The sequence below is a fragment of the Qipengyuania gaetbuli genome (assembly GCF_020524765.1).
GTDB lineage: Bacteria > Pseudomonadota > Alphaproteobacteria > Sphingomonadales > Sphingomonadaceae > Qipengyuania > Qipengyuania gaetbuli_A.
This window is the reverse complement of sequence record NZ_JAIVLR010000001.1, coordinates 418,203-436,660: the sequence shown is the minus strand read 5'-3', so window position 1 is coordinate 436,660 and position 18,458 is coordinate 418,203. Positions and strand designations below refer to the sequence as shown.

Genomic DNA, 18,458 nt, shown 5'->3' with positions numbered 1-18,458 from the left:
ACTGTCGTTTGCTGACAGCGCGGTTGCAAACCGTTCAGAATGCGAAGCGTATTCCTGAACGACATCGACACCCCCGAGTCGAAAAAGACCGCCCGATAAGACCAAGGAAACGAACTATGGCACACCTTCTCAAGACTGCTTCGCTGGCCATCGCCGCCACCGGCCTGACCCTGTCCATGCCCGCATCGGCCGCTGTCCCGGCCCATGCCGCGCCGCAGGCCCACGCCCATGCCGCCTCCATCGCGGGCGACATGACCTACGAACACGGCAAGAAGCGCAAGCACTGGAAGCGCCATCACAATGACCGTTATGACGACTATCGCGGCAGCTACCGCGAAGCGCGCCCCTATTACATGGGTTACGACCGCGATTACGGCCAGCCGGTCTACCGCGACACCCGCGTCTGGCGCGGCCGTGACGGGCGCTATTACTGCGAACGCGAGAACGGCACCACAGGCCTGCTGGTCGGCGCAGGGGTCGGTGCGCTGATCGGCCACGAAGTCGCCGGTCGCGGCGATCGCACCCTCGGCGCGATCCTCGGCGGTGCGGCGGGTGCGCTGCTCGGCCGTACCATCGACCGCTCGAACACCCGCTGCGGCTGAGACCAGTTTTACCAGCTACCGGTCGTGCCCACCCGCGGCCGATAGCGCGATCCCTCCTGGGTCGTGTCGGGCGCCGTCCGCCTCCTCGCAAAGAAGGAGCGGGCGGCGCCCATTTCACGTGTCGGTCTCTGCCTGTCCCGCAATGGCGCAGCCTGCTGGCGCATATGGCTTTTTGGTGCGCGCGCGGCCATTACGGCGGCAAATACGTGCCGGAGATGCCGAAATGAAACTGCGCCCTTTCGCCCCGATCACCATGGTCGTCGCCCCGATTGCCCTGCTGGCCGCCTGCCAGAACGGCGAGGATGCGGGCGAGGCCGGCGATGACATGAACGCGGCGAGCGAGGCTGCGCTGGGCGACAATCTCGCTACCGATCCCGACATGGCTGGCACCAGCGAAGCCAATGCCGCGCTGTCGGGCACCGGCAACCAGAACGTGCCCAAGATCGACACCTCGCCCCGCGCGATCGAGGCTGCACGCACCCGCGCTGCGGAACTCGTCGGGGGTAGCGCCAACATGGATGCAGCGCCCACGCCGCGCCGCCTGTCCGAAGATGCTGCCGATACCGCTGCCATGGTGAAGGCGGCCCGCGCCATGCAGTCCGCCAATGGCGGCAACTGCTTCGAGGCGGTCAGCTATTCCGCGTCCTGGGCGGCAAAGCTGCCGGCCGAATTCCCGGTCTATCCGCGCGGCAACACGGTCGAGGCGGCGGGGACGGACGAGCGCTCCTGCGCTCTACGCGCCGTCACTTTCCGCACCGGCGTGCCGAAGAACGACGTGCTGGCCTTCTACGTCACCCGCGCCAATGACGCGGGCTACAGCGTGGAACACGTGGTGAAGGGCGGCGACAACGTGCTGTCCGCCACCAAGGGCAATAGCGCGATGGTGGTCTATGCCCGCGACCTGCCGGGCGAGGTCACCGAAATCGACCTCGTCACCAGCAAGCGCTGAGCCGAACCTATCAGCCGTCCTTGAGGCCGACGCCGATGCTGGCGCGCGGCTGGTCCATTTCCGTACTCGCCACCGGATAGGCGCAGTAGTCGGCCGCGTAATAGGCGGCCGGGCGATGGTTGCCCGACAGGCCCACGCCGCCGAAGGGCGCTGCGGATGACGCGCCGTTGGTCGGGCGGTTCCAGTTGAGGATACCCGCGCGCGCTTCGAACCAGAAGCGCTCGAAATCTTCCGGCTTGCCCCCGACCAGCGAGGCTGAGAGGCCGTAACGCGTGTTGTTTGCCTCGGCGATGGCGGCATCGAAATCGGGCACGCGGATGACCTGCAGCAGCGGGCCGAACAACTCGATATCGGGGCGCTCGGACATCTCGGTCGCATCGATGATCGACGGCGAGAGGAACGGCAGGTTCTCGTCCGGCCGCTTCATGTGCATCAGCGGCTTGCCGCCGCGGCTGATCAGCGCGACGAAGCTTTCGGACAACAGGTCGGCGGTCTGGTTGTCGATGACGCAGCCCATGAAAGGCTGGGGATCGGCAAAGGGCTGGTCGACAATCAGCTTTTCCGCCAGCTGCTTAACCGCCGGGACGATCTTGTCGTACATGCTGTCGACGACCACGAGACGCCGCGCAGCCGTGCAGCGCTGGCCGGCAGTGGTGAAGGCCGACTGGATGATCGTTGCCGCCGCATCGTCGATCTTGGGCGTATCGAGCATGACGATCGGGTTGTTGCCGCCCATTTCCAGCGCCACGATCTTGGCCGGATTGCTGGCGAGCTTGCGATTGATCGCGATGCCTGCGCGCGCGGAGCCGGTGAACAGCACGCCATCGACATGGGCGTGCTCGACCAGCGCCTTGCCTTCTTCGGGACCGCCGATGAGGCACTGCACCACGCCTTCGGGAATGCCCGAGGCGTTGAAGCACTTCACCAGGAATTCGCCCACGGCCGGCGTTTTCTCGCTCGGCTTGAAGATCACGACATTGCCCGCGATCAGCGCCGGGACGATGTGCCCGTTCGGCAGGTGCGCGGGGAAGTTGTAGGGGCCGAGCACGGCCATCACGCCATGGGGCTTGTGACGCAGCGCGGCAGTGCCCTGAAGCGCGCTGTTGAGCTTCTTCTGGCCGGTCCGCTCGGCATAGGCGGTCTTGGAGATTTCGACCTTGGCAATCACCGCCTCGACCTCGGTCTTGGCTTCCCACAGGGGCTTGCCGCTTTCGCGCGCGATCAGTTCGGCAAAGGGTTCGGCCTGCTTGCGGACTTCGTTCGCGAAGCGGCGCATGAGTTCGATGCGCTGGCCCACGGGTTCGCGCGCCCAGCTGTCGCGGACCGACAGCGCCTTTTCGACGGCCTGTTCGACATTGCCGATCCGGCCGCGCCACAGTTCCTTGCCGGTGGCCGGTTCGGTCGAAATCATTTCGGCTTGCGACACTTCGTTCCCTTCCTGCGCCGACGCGGCGTCTCCGCTGGCGCCTATGTGCCAGCCGCGCTGGCGCGTCAAATCGAGTTTAGCTTTCGCCCTGCGGCAAATGTCCGGCAGGCAGCGGGGCAGGCCCGTGCGCATCGCCCATGCTGCGCAGCGCGGCGATCTTGGCTTCGAGCGGGCCCCAGTCGTCGTCTTTGTCGATGGCCGACCAGATCGCCTCGACCTCCTCGACCAGCATGGATTGGGGCTCGTCTGCGGACCAGTATTCGTGGTTGTCTTCGACCGGCTGGTAGCCGGCAAAGGGCTGCGCCAGATCGCCCGTAGCGTTCCGCCCACCGCGATGGCGGAAGAAGAAGGCATCAGGCTGCACGCCACTTTCGCTCATATGGGCCTCGCATGCGCCGACCAGCCTCGCGTCGGCATCGGCGCCCCGGCTTTGGAGGCCCAGTCGCCAGCACCAGCGCCGCGCCACCACTTCCATGTAGAGTGAGCCGAACCGCTCCATCGCGGCAATCAGCGGCGGCGCATCGGCGATCAGGCGCAGGGCAACCGCGAACTGCCCGCAGTTCCAGTGCAATGCCTCGGGCTGGCGGCCGAAGGCATAAAGGCCCGCATGGTCGAAATAGGCGGCGGTGAAGCCCGGCTCCCATTTCGGCAGGAAGCGCCAGGGACCATAGTCGAAGCTTTCGCCCGACACGTTCATGTTGTCGGTGTTGAGCACGCCGTGGACGAAACCGGCTACCATCCAGCTTGCCGCGAGATCGGCCAGCCGTTCGACGACGAGGTGCATCAGGCGCACTGCCGGCTCGTCGCGCCCGGGGGCATCGGCAGGCGGGGGCGGGCCGGGGAATTGCGCGAGGCAATAGTCGACCAGCGCTTGCATGTGCTCGCGCTCTTCGAGGGCCAGAAGGCGCTGGAAGGTGCCGATACGCACGTGTCCGTGGCTGAGCCGCGTCATGACGGCAGAGCGCGTCGGGGACGGCTCGTCATTGCGCCAGAGCTCCTCGCCGGTCTCGACCACACTGAAGGTCTTGGAGGTATTCACGCCGAGCGCCTCGAGCATTTCGGTGGCGAGGATTTCGCGCACCGCGCCCTTCAGCGTCAGCCGCCCGTCGCCGTCGCGGCTCCACGGCGTCTGGCCCGAACCCTTGGTGCCGAGATCGAGCAGGCGGCCGGTCCCGTCGCGCAGCTGGGCGAACAGGAAACCGCGCCCGTCTCCGATTTGCGGGTTGTACACGCGGAACTGGTGGCCGTGATAGCGCAGCGCCAGCGGCTGCGGCAAATTGTCGGGCAGCGGATCGAATCGCCCGAAATGGTGCGTCCACTCCTCGTCCGACAAATCCGACAGCCCCACGGCGGCGGCCCAGCGGTCGTTGCGAAAGCGCAGTCGCGTGGCGGGAAAATCGGCTGCCCTCACCGGATCGGCGAGCCAGCCGGCCAGCTCCGTCACGGGTGTGTCGGGGCGATAGGCGGATGGTTCGGGCGCGCTGGGCATCCCCGACCAGATGAGGGTCCGCAACGACAGGTGCAAGTCGTCTCTCGAAATTTGCCGCACAAGCCGCTACCGCGCTTTCCATGGATAGCGAATTCAGCGAGCGCAGCTGGCAAAGCGCCGAGGGCCTGACCCTCTATTTCCGCGATTACGGCGAGGCGAACGAACGTCCGCCCGTGCTCTGCCTCCACGGCCTGACCCGCAACAGCCGCGATTTCGAAGGCGTTGCCCCCTATATCGCGAGCAAGGGCTGGCGGGTGATCGTCCCCGACATGCGCGGTCGCGGCAAGAGCGATTACGCCGAAGACAGCGCGACCTATGCGGTGCCCAATTACATCGGCGACGTGCTGGGGCTGTTGCAGCAGGAAAAGATCGAACGCTTCGTGTCGGTCGGCACCTCGATGGGCGGGCTGATGACCATGCTGATCGCGCAGGGCATGCCGCAGCTGATCGCAGGTGCGCTGCTCAACGACATCGGCCCGGTGGTCGATCCCTCGGGCATCGACAAGATCCGCACCTATTTGGGGCAGGGACGCAGCTTCCCCACCTGGATGCATGCCGCTCGCGCGCTGGAGGAAGTGCACGGCGCAGCCCACCCGTCGTTCGATACCGAGGACTGGATCGCCATGGCCAAGCGCGGGATGACCCTGTGCAACAATGGCCGCATCGCTTTCGATTACGACATGAAGATCGCAGAACCCTTCAATGCCGCGGACGAGAACGCCGTGCCGCCGGACCTGTGGCCCGGTTTCGAGGCGCTGGCGACCAAGCCCCTGCTGCTGGTGCGCGGCGGCCTGTCGAACCTGCTGCCGGAAGAAGCCTTTGCGGAAATGCAGCGCCGTGCGCCTGCCGCCGATGCGGTGACCGTGCCCGATGCGGGCCATGCCCCGACGCTGGACGAGCCGGAGGTCCGTTCGGCCATCGATTCGCTGCTCGCCAGCATCCGATGAACCGCAGCGCCGGCGGCGGCGCGCCGCGCGTCCTCCACCTGCAGTCGACCTTCGCCGCAGGCGGCAAGGAACGGCGCACGGTCGAACTCATCAACGCCTTCGGGCGCGGGCTGCACCACACGATCGTGTCGGCGGAGCCTGACCGGCTGGAAGCGGCGGAGGGCATCGACCGCAACATTCCCGTCGTCCTCCAGCCCGATTTTCCCAGCCTCAAGGGCACGCCGCTGCCCGGCAGGCTGATGAAGATCGCGCGAGCGATGAAGGATTACGACCTCGTCCTGACATACAACTGGGGCGCGATGGATGCGGTCATGGCGCACACCATGTTCTCCGAAGCGCTGACGCTGCCGCCGCTGATCCATCACGAGGACGGCTTCGACGAGAGCGAGCTGCACAAGCGCAAGCGCGGGCGCACCTGGTACCGCCGCGTGGCGCTGGGCAAGGCGTCGGGCCTCGTCGTCCCGTCTGAAACGCTGGAGGAAATCGCGCTGGTCGACTGGCAGCAGCCGCTCGGCCGGGTGAAGCGCATTCCCAACGGGATCGACACCAAGGCCTTTGCAATGCGGCCCAAGCCGGAGGCTTTCCGCCTGATCAAGCGCAAGGGCGAGAAATGGGTCGGTACGCTCGCGGGACTGCGCAAGGTCAAGAACCTGCCCGCGCTGGTGCGTGCCTTCGCCCCGATGCGCGAGGAATGGCATCTAGTGATCATCGGCGAGGGGAGCGAGCGCGATGCCATCCAGGCGGAAATCGACCGGCTGGGCATCAACCACCGCGTCCACCTGCCCGGCTCGGTCAAGGACCCCTCGCGCGTCATCGGCCTGTTCGACATGTTTGCCCTGTCCAGCTCGTCCGAACAATTCCCGCTCTCGGTGATCGAGGCGATGGCCGCAGGCCTTCCCGTTGTGGCCCCTGCAGTCGGCGACATCCCGCATATCGTCTCGGACGAGAATCGCGAATTCCTGAGCGCGCCCGGCAACGAGGACGATCTATCCGCCCTGATGCGCGCGCTCGCCGATAACGAGAAGGCCCAGAAAGCCATCGGGGAAGCCAACCGGGCCCGCGCGCAGGCGCAATTCGACCGCGAACGGATGGTCGCCACCTACCGCCGGCTCTACTCCAGCGCGATGCGCCGCGAATTCTGAGCGCGCCTGCGCGTTTCATCACCCGTTCACCCGTCGGGGGACAGGCATGCGCCATGGCCGCTCAAGCATTGCCCTTGCCCCCCGCTATGCCTAAAGACCCGCCTTCACATTTGCCTTGAATGGAGCACGCGCCGCAGTGGCACGCACACCCAAGACCGACCTGACCCGCGAGGAAAAGAAAGCCCGCGCCGACGCAGCCGAGCAGGAAGCCCTGCTGCGCGAGGTGGACGATGCCGTTCGCCAGGGCGATTTCGAAAGCTTCGCGACCAGCTACGGCAAGCCGCTGCTGGGCGTGCTGGTTGCCGGCCTCGCGGCCTTCGGCGGCTATCTGTGGTGGGACAACCAGAACGAGCAGAAGATGGAGGCGCAGTCCGAAGCGCTGGTCGTCGCGCTCGACCAGCTGGAAGCGGGCAACAATGCCGCCGCGCTGGAAAAGCTGAACGGCATGGAAGGCGAAGGCACGGCCGTGATTTCCGCCAAGCTGCTGCGTGCAGGCCTTGCTTCGGAAGCGGGCAATGACGCGGAAGCGGTGAAGCTGTTCGGCGAGGTCGCCGACGATGAAAGCGCGCCCAAGGTCATGCGCGACATGGCGCTGCTGCGCCGTGTGACGATGCAGTACGACGATCTCGAACCCGCCGAAGTCATCGCCGCGCTCAAGCCGCTGGCGACGCCGGGCGAGCCGCTGTTCGCCAGCGCGGGCGAAATCGTCGCCCATGCCTATCTCGCGCAGGGCAAGCGCGCCGAAGCCGGCGCCCTGTTCGGCCAGATCGCACGTGCCGAGGGCACGCCCGAAGGCACCAGGACCCGGGTCCTGAACATGGCAGGCATCCTCGGCGTCGATGCCGTGGACGATGTCGAGAAGCTGCTCGATTCGCAGCGTGTCGACCCGCAGGCCGAAGCCCAGCAGCCGGCTGCCGAATAATCGAATAGACGGGATGAAGATGAGCCAGACCAACGCAAAACCCTATCTGCGCGGCGCACTCGTCGCAGCGATCGCCCTCGGCCTGTCGGCCTGCAGCGGCGGACTGTTCGGCGGCGGGGACGGCAAGAAGACCACGCCGACCGTCGGCAAGCGCGAACCCATCCTCTCGCGCATCACCACGGGCGCAGAAGTCGATCCGGCGCTGGCAGGCGTTTCGGTGGTCCTGCCTCCGGCTCAGGCCAATACCGAATGGGGCCAGGCCGGCGGCACTGCCAGCAAGAGCTACGGGCACCTCGCCCTTTCGCAGGCACCCACGCGGGCCTTCACCGTCAGCGTGACCGGCGCGGACAACCGCCGCCGCCTCGGCGCTGCGCCGGTGATCGGCAGCGGCAAGCTTTATGCCGTCGGCACTGACGGCCGCGTTTCGGCCTTCGATGCGCAGACCGGCGCACGCAGCTGGAGCTACCAGACCCAGTTGAGCGATGATACGCGCCCCTCCGCATTCGGCGGCGGCGTCAGCTATTCGAACGGCACGGTCTACGGGACCGACGGGGCGGGCAATGTGTTCGCCCTCAACGCCCAGACCGGCGCGGAACTCTGGAAGGTCAAGCCGGGCGGCCCGCTGCGCGGATCTCCGACGCTCGCCTTCGACAACGTCTTCGTCATGACGCAGGACAATCTGCTCTTCGCCCTCAATGCCGCCGACGGCAGCATCCAGTGGGACGAATCGGGTTCGACCACCATGGCCGGCGTCTTCGGCGTTGCCGCGCCTGCCGCAGGGCAGGGCACGGTCGTGGCCGGCTACACATCGGGCGAACTGATCGCCTACCGTTACGAGAATGGCCGCAGCCTGTGGGCCGACGCCCTTGCGCGCACCTCGATCTCGACACAGGTCGGTGCGCTGTCGGACATCGACGCCGACCCGATCATCGACAACGGCCGCGTATATGCGCTCGGCCAGGGCGGTCGCATGGCGGCCTACGAACTGGTGACCGGCCAGCGCCTGTGGGAACTCAACGTCGCAGGTATCTCCACCCCCGCGATCGCCGGTGAATGGATCTTCGCCCTCACCGACGATGCCCGCCTGATCGCCATCCAGCGCGGAACCGGCAAGGTCCGCTGGCTGACGCAGATGGCCCGCTACCGCGACGAAGAGGACAAGAAAGGCCCGATCTTCTGGCAGGGCCCGGTGCTTGCCGGCGGCCAGCTGTGGGCGGTCAATTCGGAAGGCGAAATCTGGCGCATCAGCACGGGCGAAGGTTCGGCCACGCTGTTCACCGAGCTGGACGCCGACATCAGCCTGCCGCCGATCGTGGCGAACAACACGCTCTACGTCCTCGACGACAGCGGCACGATCACCGCTTTCCGGTAAGGCGCGATAGTTTTCGCACCGTTTACCATTGCCGCGCTATAGGGCGTGGCAATGGACAGGAACCTACCCGTACCGGACCGCCGTCCGACCAGCGACGTCTCGCCAGCCGTGGGGCTGGTGGGGCTGTTCGCGCTGCTCGCATGGGTATGGATCGCCCGCGACTGGGCGGGCATCGCGGAGTTCTGGAACCTGCCCGGCCCGCGCGAGCCTCTGGTCGGCCCCAATGCCGCCATCGCAGGCCTCGTATTCATCACCATCCCGATGGTCGCCTGGTCGGTATTCGTCGACAAGGTGCATCGGCGCCCGTCCACCGGGATCGATTGGTCGCTGGCCAAGACGCGCAAGGCAGACCTCGAGACATCGCTGACCAAGATCGCGGGCCTGTGGGCCACATGGGCGATTCTCGTTGCGCTGTTTTGCCTGTGCCGCTGGTACTGGAGCGGGAACTACATCTACGCGCTCAAGGTCCTCGCCGTCATGGGCGCGGCCATGGTGGTGCTGTCGGTGCCCTATGTCCTGTGGCTCGACCGCGTGATGAAGAACCCGCGCGACCACGCATGGCATTTCGGCGCGATGCTGTTCATGCGCGACGACTGGGATGCGGGCGAGGTGAAGAAGCACTGGCGTGCCTGGATCATCAAGGGCTTCTTCGGCGCCTTCATGATCTCCATCGTGCCGGTGAATTTCGCCAATGTGGTGAATGCCGACCTCTATGAATTCCTGAGCAATCCGGTCGTCTTCGCGGTCGTATTGATCAACCTGCTGTTCCTGATCGACGTGATGGTCGGCGCTGTCGGCTACATCGTGACGCTGCGCCCGCTTGATGCGCATATCCGGTCGGGCAACCCCTTCCTCGGTGGCTGGCTGGCCGCGCTGGTCTGCTATCCGCCGTTCGTCTGGGGCATCCTCGGCAACGGTCAGGTGATGAGCTATGAACACAATGTCGGGCAGTGGCACTACTGGCTCGACGGGAACCAGGCGGTGCTGTGGGTCTGGGCGGGCGTGCTGGTCTTCCTGACCGCGGTCTATGCCTGGGCGACATTCGCTTTCGGCATCCGCTTTTCAAACCTCACCTATCGCGGCGTGCTCACGAACGGGCCCTACCGCTTCACGCGGCATCCGGCCTATTTGTCGAAAAACCTGTTCTGGTGGTGCAGCGTAATGCCGTTCCTCGTGGTCAACGGCAGCATGACCGATGCCATCCGCAACACCTTCTTCCTGCTGTGCGTGAACGGCATCTACTACTGGCGCGCGCGTACGGAAGAGGCGCACCTGCTGACAGAGGACGAGAAATACCGCGAATATTACGCGTGGATGAGCGCAAACGGACTGATCACCGCGCCGTTGTCACGACTGTTCCGCCTGTTCACGCCGCGCGCCGGTGCTGCGGCGGCCCAACCGGCGGAATAGGTCAGCCGAGCGGCTCGCCCTCGTCGGTTTCATAGACCCTGATTTCGCGCGACACGGGCGGGTTGGCCGCCATCACGCCGCGGAATTCGGCCATGTGCGCCGATTGGCCATGCGCGGCCAGCGCATCGCGGTCGCGCCAGCGTTCGAACAGGATCAGCGTGTCGGGATCGGCGAGGTCTTCGGCGAAGGCGTAGTCGAGGCAGCCATCTTCCGCGCGGCTGGCGCGGACCATTTCGACCATCGCTTTGCGGGTGGCGGCGTCCATCGGCTTGCCCAGCTTGATCGTGCCGTTGATCTGGATCATCGCCGTCCTCCTTTGCTCAGAAACTGTATTTGTAGACCCGGGTGATGTCCCCGCTCCATTCGCCGTTGTAGCGGTCGAGCAGGACCTGTGCGGGCACCTTGCCGCTCCGCACGATCTCGTCGAGCGTTTCGAGGAAGCCGGTTTCGTTATCGCCCGAAGTGTTGAGCTTGGCCCGCGCGGTCAGGCCGGCACGCGCCACGGCGAGCACTTCCTTTGCCAGATCGCGCAGCTTCCCGCCGCCCGGGATGGGTGCGTCGAGCGCCAGTTTGGGCACCGCGTTGCGCAGGTCCTCGCGCTCTTCCATCGTCCAGTGCTTCACGAGGTCCCACGCCGCATCGAGCGCGCCCTGGTCGTAGAGCAGGCCGACCCAGAAGGCGGGCAGGGCGCAGATCCGGCTCCACGGGCCGCCATCCGCTCCGCGCATTTCGAGGAAGCTCTTGAGGCGCACTTCGGGGAAGGCGGTCGAAAGGTGGTCCCACCAGTCGCTCTCAGTCGGTTTTTCGCCCGGCAGGACGGACAGATTGCCATCGAGGAAATCGCGGAAGCTGAGGCCGGCGGCATCGATGTATTTCCCGTCGCGGAAGACGAAATACATCGGCACGTCGAGCATGTAGTCGACATAGCGTTCGTAGCCGAAACCGTCCTCGAACACGAAGGGCAGCATGCCGGTGCGATGCGGGTCGGTGTCGCTCCAGATATGACTGCGATAGGACAGGTAACCGTTCGGTTTCCCTTCGAGGAAGGGCGAATTGGCGAACAGCGCGGTCGCCAGCGGCTGGAGCGCGAGCCCGGTTCGGAATTTCTGCGCCATGTCGAGTTCGGACGAATAGTCGAGGTTCACCTGGATGGTGCAGGTGCGCAGCATCATGTCGAGGCCGAGGCTGCCGACGCGCGGCATGTGGCGCATCATGATCTCGTAGCGGCCCTTGGGCATGATCGGCAGTTCTTCACGGGTCTTGTCGGGCCACATGCCGAGCCCGAGGAAGCCGACGTCGAAGGCTTCGGCCACTTCCTTCACCTGCGACAGGTGACGGCCGGTTTCCGCGCAGGTCTGGTGCAGGTTTTCGAGCGGCGCGCCCGACAGTTCCAGCTGGCCGGCAGGTTCGAGGCTGACCGTCCCGTCCTCGCCGCGCATGGCGATGACCTTGCCGCCTTCTTCCACCGGCTCCCAGCCGAACTTGCGCAGGGCCAGCAGGATATCGAGAATGCCGCCTTCCTCGTCATAGGACGGCGCGCGGTGATCCTTGCGCTTGAAGACGAGCTTCTCGTGCTCGGTGCCGATGCGCCAGGCGTGCTTGGGCTTCTCGCCCTTCTGCATCGGCGCGACGAGCTGGTCGCGCGATTCGATGATGGGATCGACCTTGGCGGATGTGTCGCGCGTGCTCATTGGGTGGCGTTAGAAAACGGAATCTATCAGGGAAAGGAAATTATTCCTCTCCGATCCAATCGCCTGCTTCCGCCATCCACACCGCGATGCCTGCAATCGCTGCCGTTTCGCCCCGCAAGATGCGCGGTCCGAGGCTGATCGGGCGGGCGTTGGGATGGGCACGGATCGCCTCGCGCTCGGCATCGTCGAATCCGCCTTCGGGGCCGGTGAGCAGGGCTGCGGGCCCTTCGGTAAGGCAGAAGGCGTCGGCAGCGCTTTCCCCGCCTTCCTCGTCGGCGAAGAACAGCAGGCGGTCTTCGGGCCAGTCGCGCAGCATGGCGTCGAGCTTCACTGGTTCGGACAATTCGGGCAGCGCGGTGCGGGCGCATTGCTCGGCCGCCTCGGTCACGATCGTGCCTGCCCGTTCGAGGTTGAGCTTGTCCGCCACGCAGCGCCGCGTGACCATCGGCGCGATGCGCGCAACGCCCAGTTCGGTCGCCTTTTCGAGCACGAAATCGAACCGGTCCTTCTTGAGCAGTGCCGGGCAGAGCCAGAAATCGGGCACCGGCTCGCGAGGGCGCAAGTGGTCGCGCGGTTGCAGCAGGACATGGCGCTTGCCTGCCTCCAGCACCTCGGCGGCCCATTCGCCGGTCGCATTGTCGCACAGGATCACCGCGTCGCCGGGCGACACGCGCATCACCTTGGCCAGGTAATGCGCCTGGTTGCCGTCCACCTGTACGGGCGCATCCGGCGAAAGCGGGGTGTCGACGAACAGGCGCGGGGCGCTTTTCGGGGGCCAGGCGGGTGTAGCGGGCATGGCTTTGCAGGTGGCACGGCGGCGGGTAGGGAGCAAGTCATGAGCGAGACTGCTTCACCTGACATCGTCCCCGATACAGAGCACCGCGGCATCGTCGCGCGCCTGCCGCAAGGCCCACGCGACCTCGCCATGCTCGCCCGGTTCGACCGGCCGATCGGCTGGTGGCTGCTGTTCTGGCCCTGCGCCTGGGGCGTGTGGCTCGCGGGTGCGGGTTGGCAGTTCGCCCTGCTCGGTTGGCTGCTGCTCGGCAGTATCGCCATGCGCGGAGCGGGCTGCGTCTACAACGATATCGTCGATGCGAAGCTCGACCGGCAGGTGGCGCGCACGGCCAGTCGCCCGGTTGCAAGCGGGCGCGTCTCGAAGAAGCTCGCCTGGGGCTGGCTGGTCACGCTGAGCCTCGTCGGGCTCCTTGTGCTGCTACAGCTCGAACCGCTGGCCCAAATCGTCGCGCTGGCGAGCCTTGCGCTGGTGGCGGCCTATCCCTTCATGAAGCGGATTACCTGGTGGCCGCAGGCTTGGCTCGGCATGGTCTTCACCTGGGGGCTGCTGGTCGGCTTTACCCACTTCCGCGCCGACAACCTCGGTGCACTTGCTGCCATGTATGCGGGCGCGGCGCTGTGGGTGATCGGTTACGACACGATCTACGCCATGCAGGACCGCGAGGACGATGCGCTGGTCGGCATCCGCTCTTCCGCCCTCCGGCTGGGGGCAGGGGTGAAGCGCGGGGTGGCCCTGTTCTACACCGGCGCTGTTGCGCTGTGGGCGCTCGCTTTCTGGCTCTACCGAGAGGACTGGGTGGCACTGCTGGCGCTTATCCCCGCCGCGTGGCATCTTGCGTGGCAGGTCGCGACCCTCGACGGCGAGGATGCCGGCAACCCGCTCGAGAGGTTCCGCGCCAATCGCTGGACCGGCGCGCTGGTCGCCGCGGCCTGTTTCGTCGTCGGCAATGCGGGGGTCTAAGGCCGCGCAAGCCTTGACTCGCGCTGCGCAATCGCCTTGCAGCGAATGACACCAACTCTCGCCTTCCGGAGCGCGCACACATGAAGTTCTTCGTCGACACCGCCGACATCGCCGACATCAAGGAAATGGCCGACACCGGTCTTCTCGACGGGGTCACCACCAACCCTTCGCTGATCGCCAAGTCGGGCCGCGATTTCATCGAGGTGACGCGCGAAATCTGCAGCATCGTCGATGGTCCGGTCAGCGCCGAAGTCGTCGCGCTCGACCACGAGACGATGATGAAAGAGGCCGAAACGCTCCGCAAGATCGCCGACAACGTCTGCATCAAGGTGCCGCTGACGATCGACGGCCTCAAGACCTGCAAGAAGCTGACCTCGGACGGTACGCAGGTCAATGTGACCCTGTGCTTCTCTGCCAACCAGGCGCTGCTGGCCGCCAAGGCCGGCGCGACCTTCGTGTCGCCCTTCGTCGGCCGTCATGATGACAACGGCTTCGACGGCATGTCGCTGATCGAGGATATCGTTACGATCTACAGCAATTACGGTTTCGAGACCGAAGTCCTCGTTGCCTCGATCCGCAACCCCGTCCACGTGCTGCAGAGCGCGCTGATCGGTGCCGACGTCGCCACCATGCCGCCCGCCGTCATCAAGGGGCTGTTCAAGCACATCCTGACCGACAAGGGCATCGAAGGCTTCGTCGCCGACTGGGAAAAGACTGGCCAAAGCATCCCGACGTCCTAACTAGGCACACGTGACCGACCAGACCCCCCTCGACCGTTTCAAGCAGGCGCTGACCGGCACTGCGCGCGCGCTCGCGCAAGAGCCGGAGGTCGAGGTGGCCTGGAGCGCGGACCAGCCGAGCCAGTCGGGCAAGAACTTCCGCGTGCCCCTGCCGGGCCGCAACCTGCCCCGCGACCAGGCGACCGAGGCGCGCGGCTTTGCCGACAGCTTTGCGCTGAAGCTGCGCCACCACAACGAGGCGTTGCACGCCAAGGGCGCGCCGCCCGAACCCATCGCGCGTGCCTGTTATGACGCGATCGAGCGGGTCCGCTACGAGGCGATCGGCAGCAACCGCTACGACGGCATTCGCGGCAATCTCGACGCTGCGCTCGAACTGCGCACCGCGACCGACCCCATCGCCAAGGCGAGCGAGGCGAACGAGGTGCCGCTGTCGACCGCGCTCTCTCTGATCCTGCGCGAGGCGCTGACGGGCGAGGCTGTGCCCGACCGCGCGAAGGCCGGCGTAGACATGGTGCGCGGCGATATCCTCGCCAAGATCGGCACCGACATGGACGGCCTTGCCGACGCGCTCGACGACCAGCGCGCCTTCCAGAATCTGACGCTCGACATGCTCCGCCATCTGGAACTGACGCTGCCCGATACGCCGGACGACGGCAGTTCCGACGACGGGGACCAGGACGACGGCGAAACGCCCGAACAGGACGAGGACACCGACGAACAGGACGAGGGTGAGGCCCAGCCGCAGGAAAGCGATGCGCGCGGCGAAATCACCGACGGCGAGGCCGATGGCGATGCCGAGCAGGACGTCGAGGGCGAACAGGAAATGTCCGACGGCGACCCTTCGGACGACGATGGCGAGGGCATGCAGCCCGTCCGTCCGAACCGCCCGTGGACCGACCTGCCGGAAGACTTTGATTACAAGGCCTATACCGACAAGTTCGACGAGGTGATCGAGGCGCCCGAGCTGTGCGATCACGAGGAACTGGACCGGCTGCGCGCCTATCTCGACAGCCAGCTGGCGGGCCTCCAGGGCATCGTCACGCGGCTTGCCAACCGCCTCCAGCGCCGCCTCATGGCGCAGCAGAACCGCAGCTGGGATTTCGACCAGGAAGAGGGCCTGCTTGATGCAGCGCGCCTGACCCGCGTGGTTGTCAGCCCCGGCCATGCGCTCTCCTACAAGATCGAGCGCGATACCGAGTTCAAGGACACGGTCGTCACCCTGTTGATCGACAATTCGGGCTCGATGCGCGGACGGCCGATTTCCATCGCCGCGATCAGCGCCGACATCATGGCGCGCACATTGGAGCGCTGCGGCGTGAAGACGGAAATTCTCGGCTTCACCACCCGCGCATGGAAGGGCGGGCAGAGCCGCGAGGCATGGCTCGCCGATGGGCGCCCCGCCAATCCCGGCCGCCTCAACGATCTGCGCCACATCGTCTACAAGAAGGCCGACGAGCCGTGGCGACGCGCGCGCCGCAACCTCGGCCTGATGATGCGCGAAGGCCTGCTGAAGGAAAACATCGACGGTGAGGCCCTGCTCTGGGCGCACTCCCGCCTGCTCGCACGCGCCGAAGACCGCCGCATCCTGCTGGTCATCAGCGACGGCGCACCGGTCGACGACAGCACGCTGAGCGTGAACCAGGCAGGCTATCTCGAAGGGCACCTTCGCAAGGTGATCGAGTGGATCGAGAAGCAAAGCCCCGTCCAGCTCGCCGCCATCGGCATCGGCCATGACGTGACCCGCTACTACAAGCGCTCGGTCACGATCATGGACGTCGAACAGCTCGGTGGCACGATTATCGAGCAGTTGGCCGGATTGTTCGAGGTGGAGAAGTGATGAACGTCACCGAAGCAGTCCAATCGCGCCGCTCCGTGCGCGCATTCACCGACCAACCGGTCGACCGCGAGGTGCTCACCCGCGTGCTCGAAAAGGCGCAGCGTGCGCCTTCAGGCGGGAACGTCCAGCCGTGGAATGCCGTGTTGCTCACCGGCGCGCCGATGCAGGCGCTGTTCGACCGGGTGGCGCTGGAGTTTCCCAAGGGCCGGGCGGCGATGCAGCCCGAATACGACATCTACCCCGAGGGTCTCGACGGCGCATACGAGGAACGCCGCTTCGGCGTGGGCGAGGACATGTACGCCTCGCTCGGCATCAGCCGCGAGGACAAGGCCAAGCGCCTCATGTGGTTCGCCAACAATTTCCGCGCCTTCGGAGCGCCGGTGCTGATGCTGGTCCACACGCCCAAATACATGGGTCCGCCGCAGTGGAGCGATATCGGCATGTGGCTGCAGACCATCATGCTGCTGCTGCGCGAAGAGGGCCTTGATAGCTGCGCGCAGGAAGCCTGGGCCGCTTACAGCCCGCAGGTGCGCGAGGTGGTCGACATTCCCGAAGACCACACCTTCTTCTGCGGTATGGCCATCGGCTACCGCGATGCGGACGCGCCGGTGAACCTGTTCGATGTGAAACGCGCGTCGCTGGATGAAAGCGTGCGCTGGGAGGGTTGGCAGTAGCCACCCGCGCACCTATTGCGCACGCCATGACCGATACGCCGCTCAAGCTGTTCAACTCGCTCACCCGCGAGATCGAGACGTTCACTCCTGTCCATCCGGGCGAGGCGCGCGTCTACAGCTGCGGGCCGACGGTCTACAACTACCCCCACATCGGCAATATGCGTGCCTATGTCTTTGCCGACGTGCTGGGCCGCACGCTGAGCTGGAAGGGGTACGATCTCACCCACATCATCAACATCACCGACGTCGGCCACCTGACCGACGATGCGGACGAGGGTGAGGACAAGATGGAGAAGATGGCTGCGGAGAAAGCGCAGTCGATCTGGGACATCGCGAAGCACTACACCGAGGCCTATTGGGCCGATGTGAAGGCGCTGAATATCCGCCAGCCGGCCAAGTGGTCGGTCGCCACCGATTACATCGACGAGATGATCGAGTTCGCGAAAGGCATCGCGGACAAGCACTGCTACGAACTCGATAGCGGGCTCTATTTCGACGTCTCCACCATCCAGGATTATGGCAAGCTCGCCCGCGCTGTCACCGAAGAAGGTGAGGGCCGCATCGATACGGTCGAAGGCAAGCGAAACGCGGCCGACTTCGCGATCTGGCGCAAGACGCCAGCGGGCGAGAAGCGCCAGATGGAATGGGATTCGCCGTGGGGTAAGGGCGCGCCGGGCTGGCATCTCGAATGCTCGGTCATGGGCGGAAAGCTTCTCGGCTTCCCCTTCGACATCCACACCGGCGGTATCGACCACCGCGAGATCCACCACCCGAACGAAATCGCGCAGAACCAGGCGCATTGCTGCACCAACGGCCTCGACGTGGCCGAAAACAGCGGCGCGCGCATCTGGATGCACAACAACTTCCTCGTCGAACGCAGCGGCAAGATGAGCAAGAGCGCGGGCGAGTTCCTGCGCCTGCAGCTGCTGATCGACAAGGGCTACCACCCGCTCGCCTACCGCATGATGTGCCTGCAGGCGCATTACCGCAGCGAGCTGGAGTTCAGCTGGGAAGGGCTGGGTGCGGCACTGACACGCCTGAAGCGCATCGTGATGCAGGTCGAACGCTTGAAGGACGAGATTGCAGGCGATCCCTCGCACCAGAAGTTCGCACCGATGCGCGAGAAATTCGCCGCTGCCGTGTCCGACGATCTCAACACCTCGATCGCGCTTGTCGCGCTGGAAGAGGCGCTGGCGGTCAAGAAGGTCGACGGCGGGGTGAAGCGTGCCGTGATCGAGGACATGGACCGCGTGCTCGGCCTCGATCTGTTTTCGCTCACCCGCGAGGATTTGCGCATCAGGCCCGTCTCTGCCGAAATTACCGAGACGGAAATCGAGGCCGAACTCGTCCGCCGCAAGGAAGCGCGCGTTCTCAAGGACTTCGCCGCCAGCGACGCCATTCGTGAAACCCTCGCCGTGAAGGGCGTCGAGGTCATGGACGGCGATCCGCTCGGCTGGGAGTGGAAGCTGGGCTGAGTTGCGGTTAGGGACTTAATCCGAAG

17 protein-coding genes are annotated in these 18,458 nt (G+C 65.7%); 12 read left to right on the top strand and 5 right to left on the bottom strand.

Translation table 11 applies throughout. The annotated features are described in order from the left end of the window. Positions 1-116 precede the first annotated feature (116 nt). The gene (locus tag LC083_RS02250; RefSeq protein WP_170290006.1) at positions 117-602 is read left to right on the top strand and encodes a glycine zipper 2TM domain-containing protein; all 486 of its coding nucleotides are present in this window, start codon (positions 117-119) and stop codon (positions 600-602) included. A 223-nt stretch (positions 603-825) separates the two neighbouring features. Further along, the gene (locus LC083_RS02245) at positions 826-1,551 is read left to right on the top strand and encodes a hypothetical protein (RefSeq protein ID WP_226699012.1); all 726 of its coding nucleotides are present in this window, start codon (positions 826-828) and stop codon (positions 1,549-1,551) included. Positions 1,552-1,561: 10 nt separating this feature from the next. Here LC083_RS02245 and astD read toward each other — a convergent pair whose 3' ends face one another. After that, entirely contained in the window at positions 1,562-2,977 is a 1,416-nt protein-coding gene (gene astD / locus LC083_RS02240; protein WP_407692156.1) for a succinylglutamate-semialdehyde dehydrogenase, read from the bottom strand. 76 nt (positions 2,978-3,053) lie between these two features. Beyond that, positions 3,054-4,466 (bottom strand): protein adenylyltransferase SelO family protein, encoded by a 1,413-nt coding sequence (locus LC083_RS02235; RefSeq protein WP_226699011.1) that lies wholly within the window; start codon positions 4,464-4,466, stop codon positions 3,054-3,056. 80 nt (positions 4,467-4,546) lie between these two features. On the opposite strand from LC083_RS02235, the gene LC083_RS02230 reads away from it, so the two are divergent. From LC083_RS02230 to LC083_RS02210, 5 genes are all read left to right on the top strand, one after another. Continuing rightward, a complete protein-coding gene (locus LC083_RS02230) occupies positions 4,547-5,413 on the top strand; it encodes an alpha/beta fold hydrolase (protein WP_226699010.1) in 867 nt (288 codons plus the stop codon). Beyond that, positions 5,410-6,555, top strand: coding sequence for a glycosyltransferase (locus LC083_RS02225; protein ID WP_226699009.1), 1,146 nt, complete (start codon positions 5,410-5,412; stop codon positions 6,553-6,555). Before LC083_RS02230 ends, LC083_RS02225 begins: the two co-directional genes overlap by 4 nt. Before the next feature lie 136 nt (positions 6,556-6,691). Further along, a complete protein-coding gene (locus LC083_RS02220) occupies positions 6,692-7,477 on the top strand; it encodes a tetratricopeptide repeat protein (protein WP_226699008.1) in 786 nt (261 codons plus the stop codon). 13 nt (positions 7,478-7,490) lie between these two features. Beyond that, entirely contained in the window at positions 7,491-8,849 is a 1,359-nt protein-coding gene (locus tag LC083_RS02215; RefSeq protein ID WP_413469438.1) for a PQQ-binding-like beta-propeller repeat protein, read from the top strand. A 51-nt stretch (positions 8,850-8,900) separates the two neighbouring features. Next, positions 8,901-10,259, top strand: coding sequence for a methyltransferase family protein (locus LC083_RS02210; RefSeq protein WP_226699006.1), 1,359 nt, complete (start codon positions 8,901-8,903; stop codon positions 10,257-10,259). A gap of 1 nt (position 10,260) precedes the next feature. Here the strand turns inward: LC083_RS02210 and LC083_RS02205 are convergent, their stop codons facing one another. Genes LC083_RS02205 through LC083_RS02195 form a run of 3 tightly spaced genes read right to left on the bottom strand, consistent with a single transcriptional unit; the run spans position 10,261 to position 12,746 of the window. Continuing rightward, on the bottom strand, positions 10,261-10,563 hold the full coding sequence (locus tag LC083_RS02205; protein ID WP_222554035.1) for a putative quinol monooxygenase: 303 nt from the start codon (positions 10,561-10,563) through the stop codon (positions 10,261-10,263). 16 nt (positions 10,564-10,579) lie between these two features. Continuing rightward, positions 10,580-11,950, bottom strand: a complete 1,371-nt coding sequence (locus LC083_RS02200; RefSeq protein ID WP_226699005.1) for a glutamate--cysteine ligase — start codon at positions 11,948-11,950, stop codon at positions 10,580-10,582. Between the two features lie 40 nt (positions 11,951-11,990). After that, positions 11,991-12,746 (bottom strand): 16S rRNA (uracil(1498)-N(3))-methyltransferase, encoded by a 756-nt coding sequence (locus LC083_RS02195; protein WP_226699004.1) that lies wholly within the window; start codon positions 12,744-12,746, stop codon positions 11,991-11,993. A gap of 39 nt (positions 12,747-12,785) precedes the next feature. Between LC083_RS02195 and ubiA the strand changes: the two genes are divergently transcribed. The 5 genes from ubiA to cysS all read left to right on the top strand — a co-directional run bounded on the left by ubiA (position 12,786) and on the right by cysS (position 18,432). Further along, positions 12,786-13,706, top strand: a complete 921-nt coding sequence (gene ubiA / locus LC083_RS02190) for a 4-hydroxybenzoate octaprenyltransferase (protein WP_226699003.1) — start codon at positions 12,786-12,788, stop codon at positions 13,704-13,706. An 80-nt stretch (positions 13,707-13,786) separates the two neighbouring features. Next, the gene (gene fsa, locus LC083_RS02185; protein WP_160607617.1) at positions 13,787-14,446 is read left to right on the top strand and encodes a fructose-6-phosphate aldolase; all 660 of its coding nucleotides are present in this window, start codon (positions 13,787-13,789) and stop codon (positions 14,444-14,446) included. A gap of 10 nt (positions 14,447-14,456) precedes the next feature. Continuing rightward, a complete protein-coding gene (gene cobT, locus LC083_RS02180) occupies positions 14,457-16,283 on the top strand; it encodes a cobaltochelatase subunit CobT (protein ID WP_226699002.1) in 1,827 nt (608 codons plus the stop codon). Next, a complete protein-coding gene (locus LC083_RS02175; protein WP_226699001.1) occupies positions 16,283-16,957 on the top strand; it encodes a nitroreductase in 675 nt (224 codons plus the stop codon). Before cobT ends, LC083_RS02175 begins: the two co-directional genes overlap by 1 nt. Before the next feature lie 26 nt (positions 16,958-16,983). Next, a complete protein-coding gene (gene cysS, locus LC083_RS02170) occupies positions 16,984-18,432 on the top strand; it encodes a cysteine--tRNA ligase (RefSeq protein ID WP_226699000.1) in 1,449 nt (482 codons plus the stop codon). The last annotated feature ends 26 nt before the right edge of the window (positions 18,433-18,458 follow it).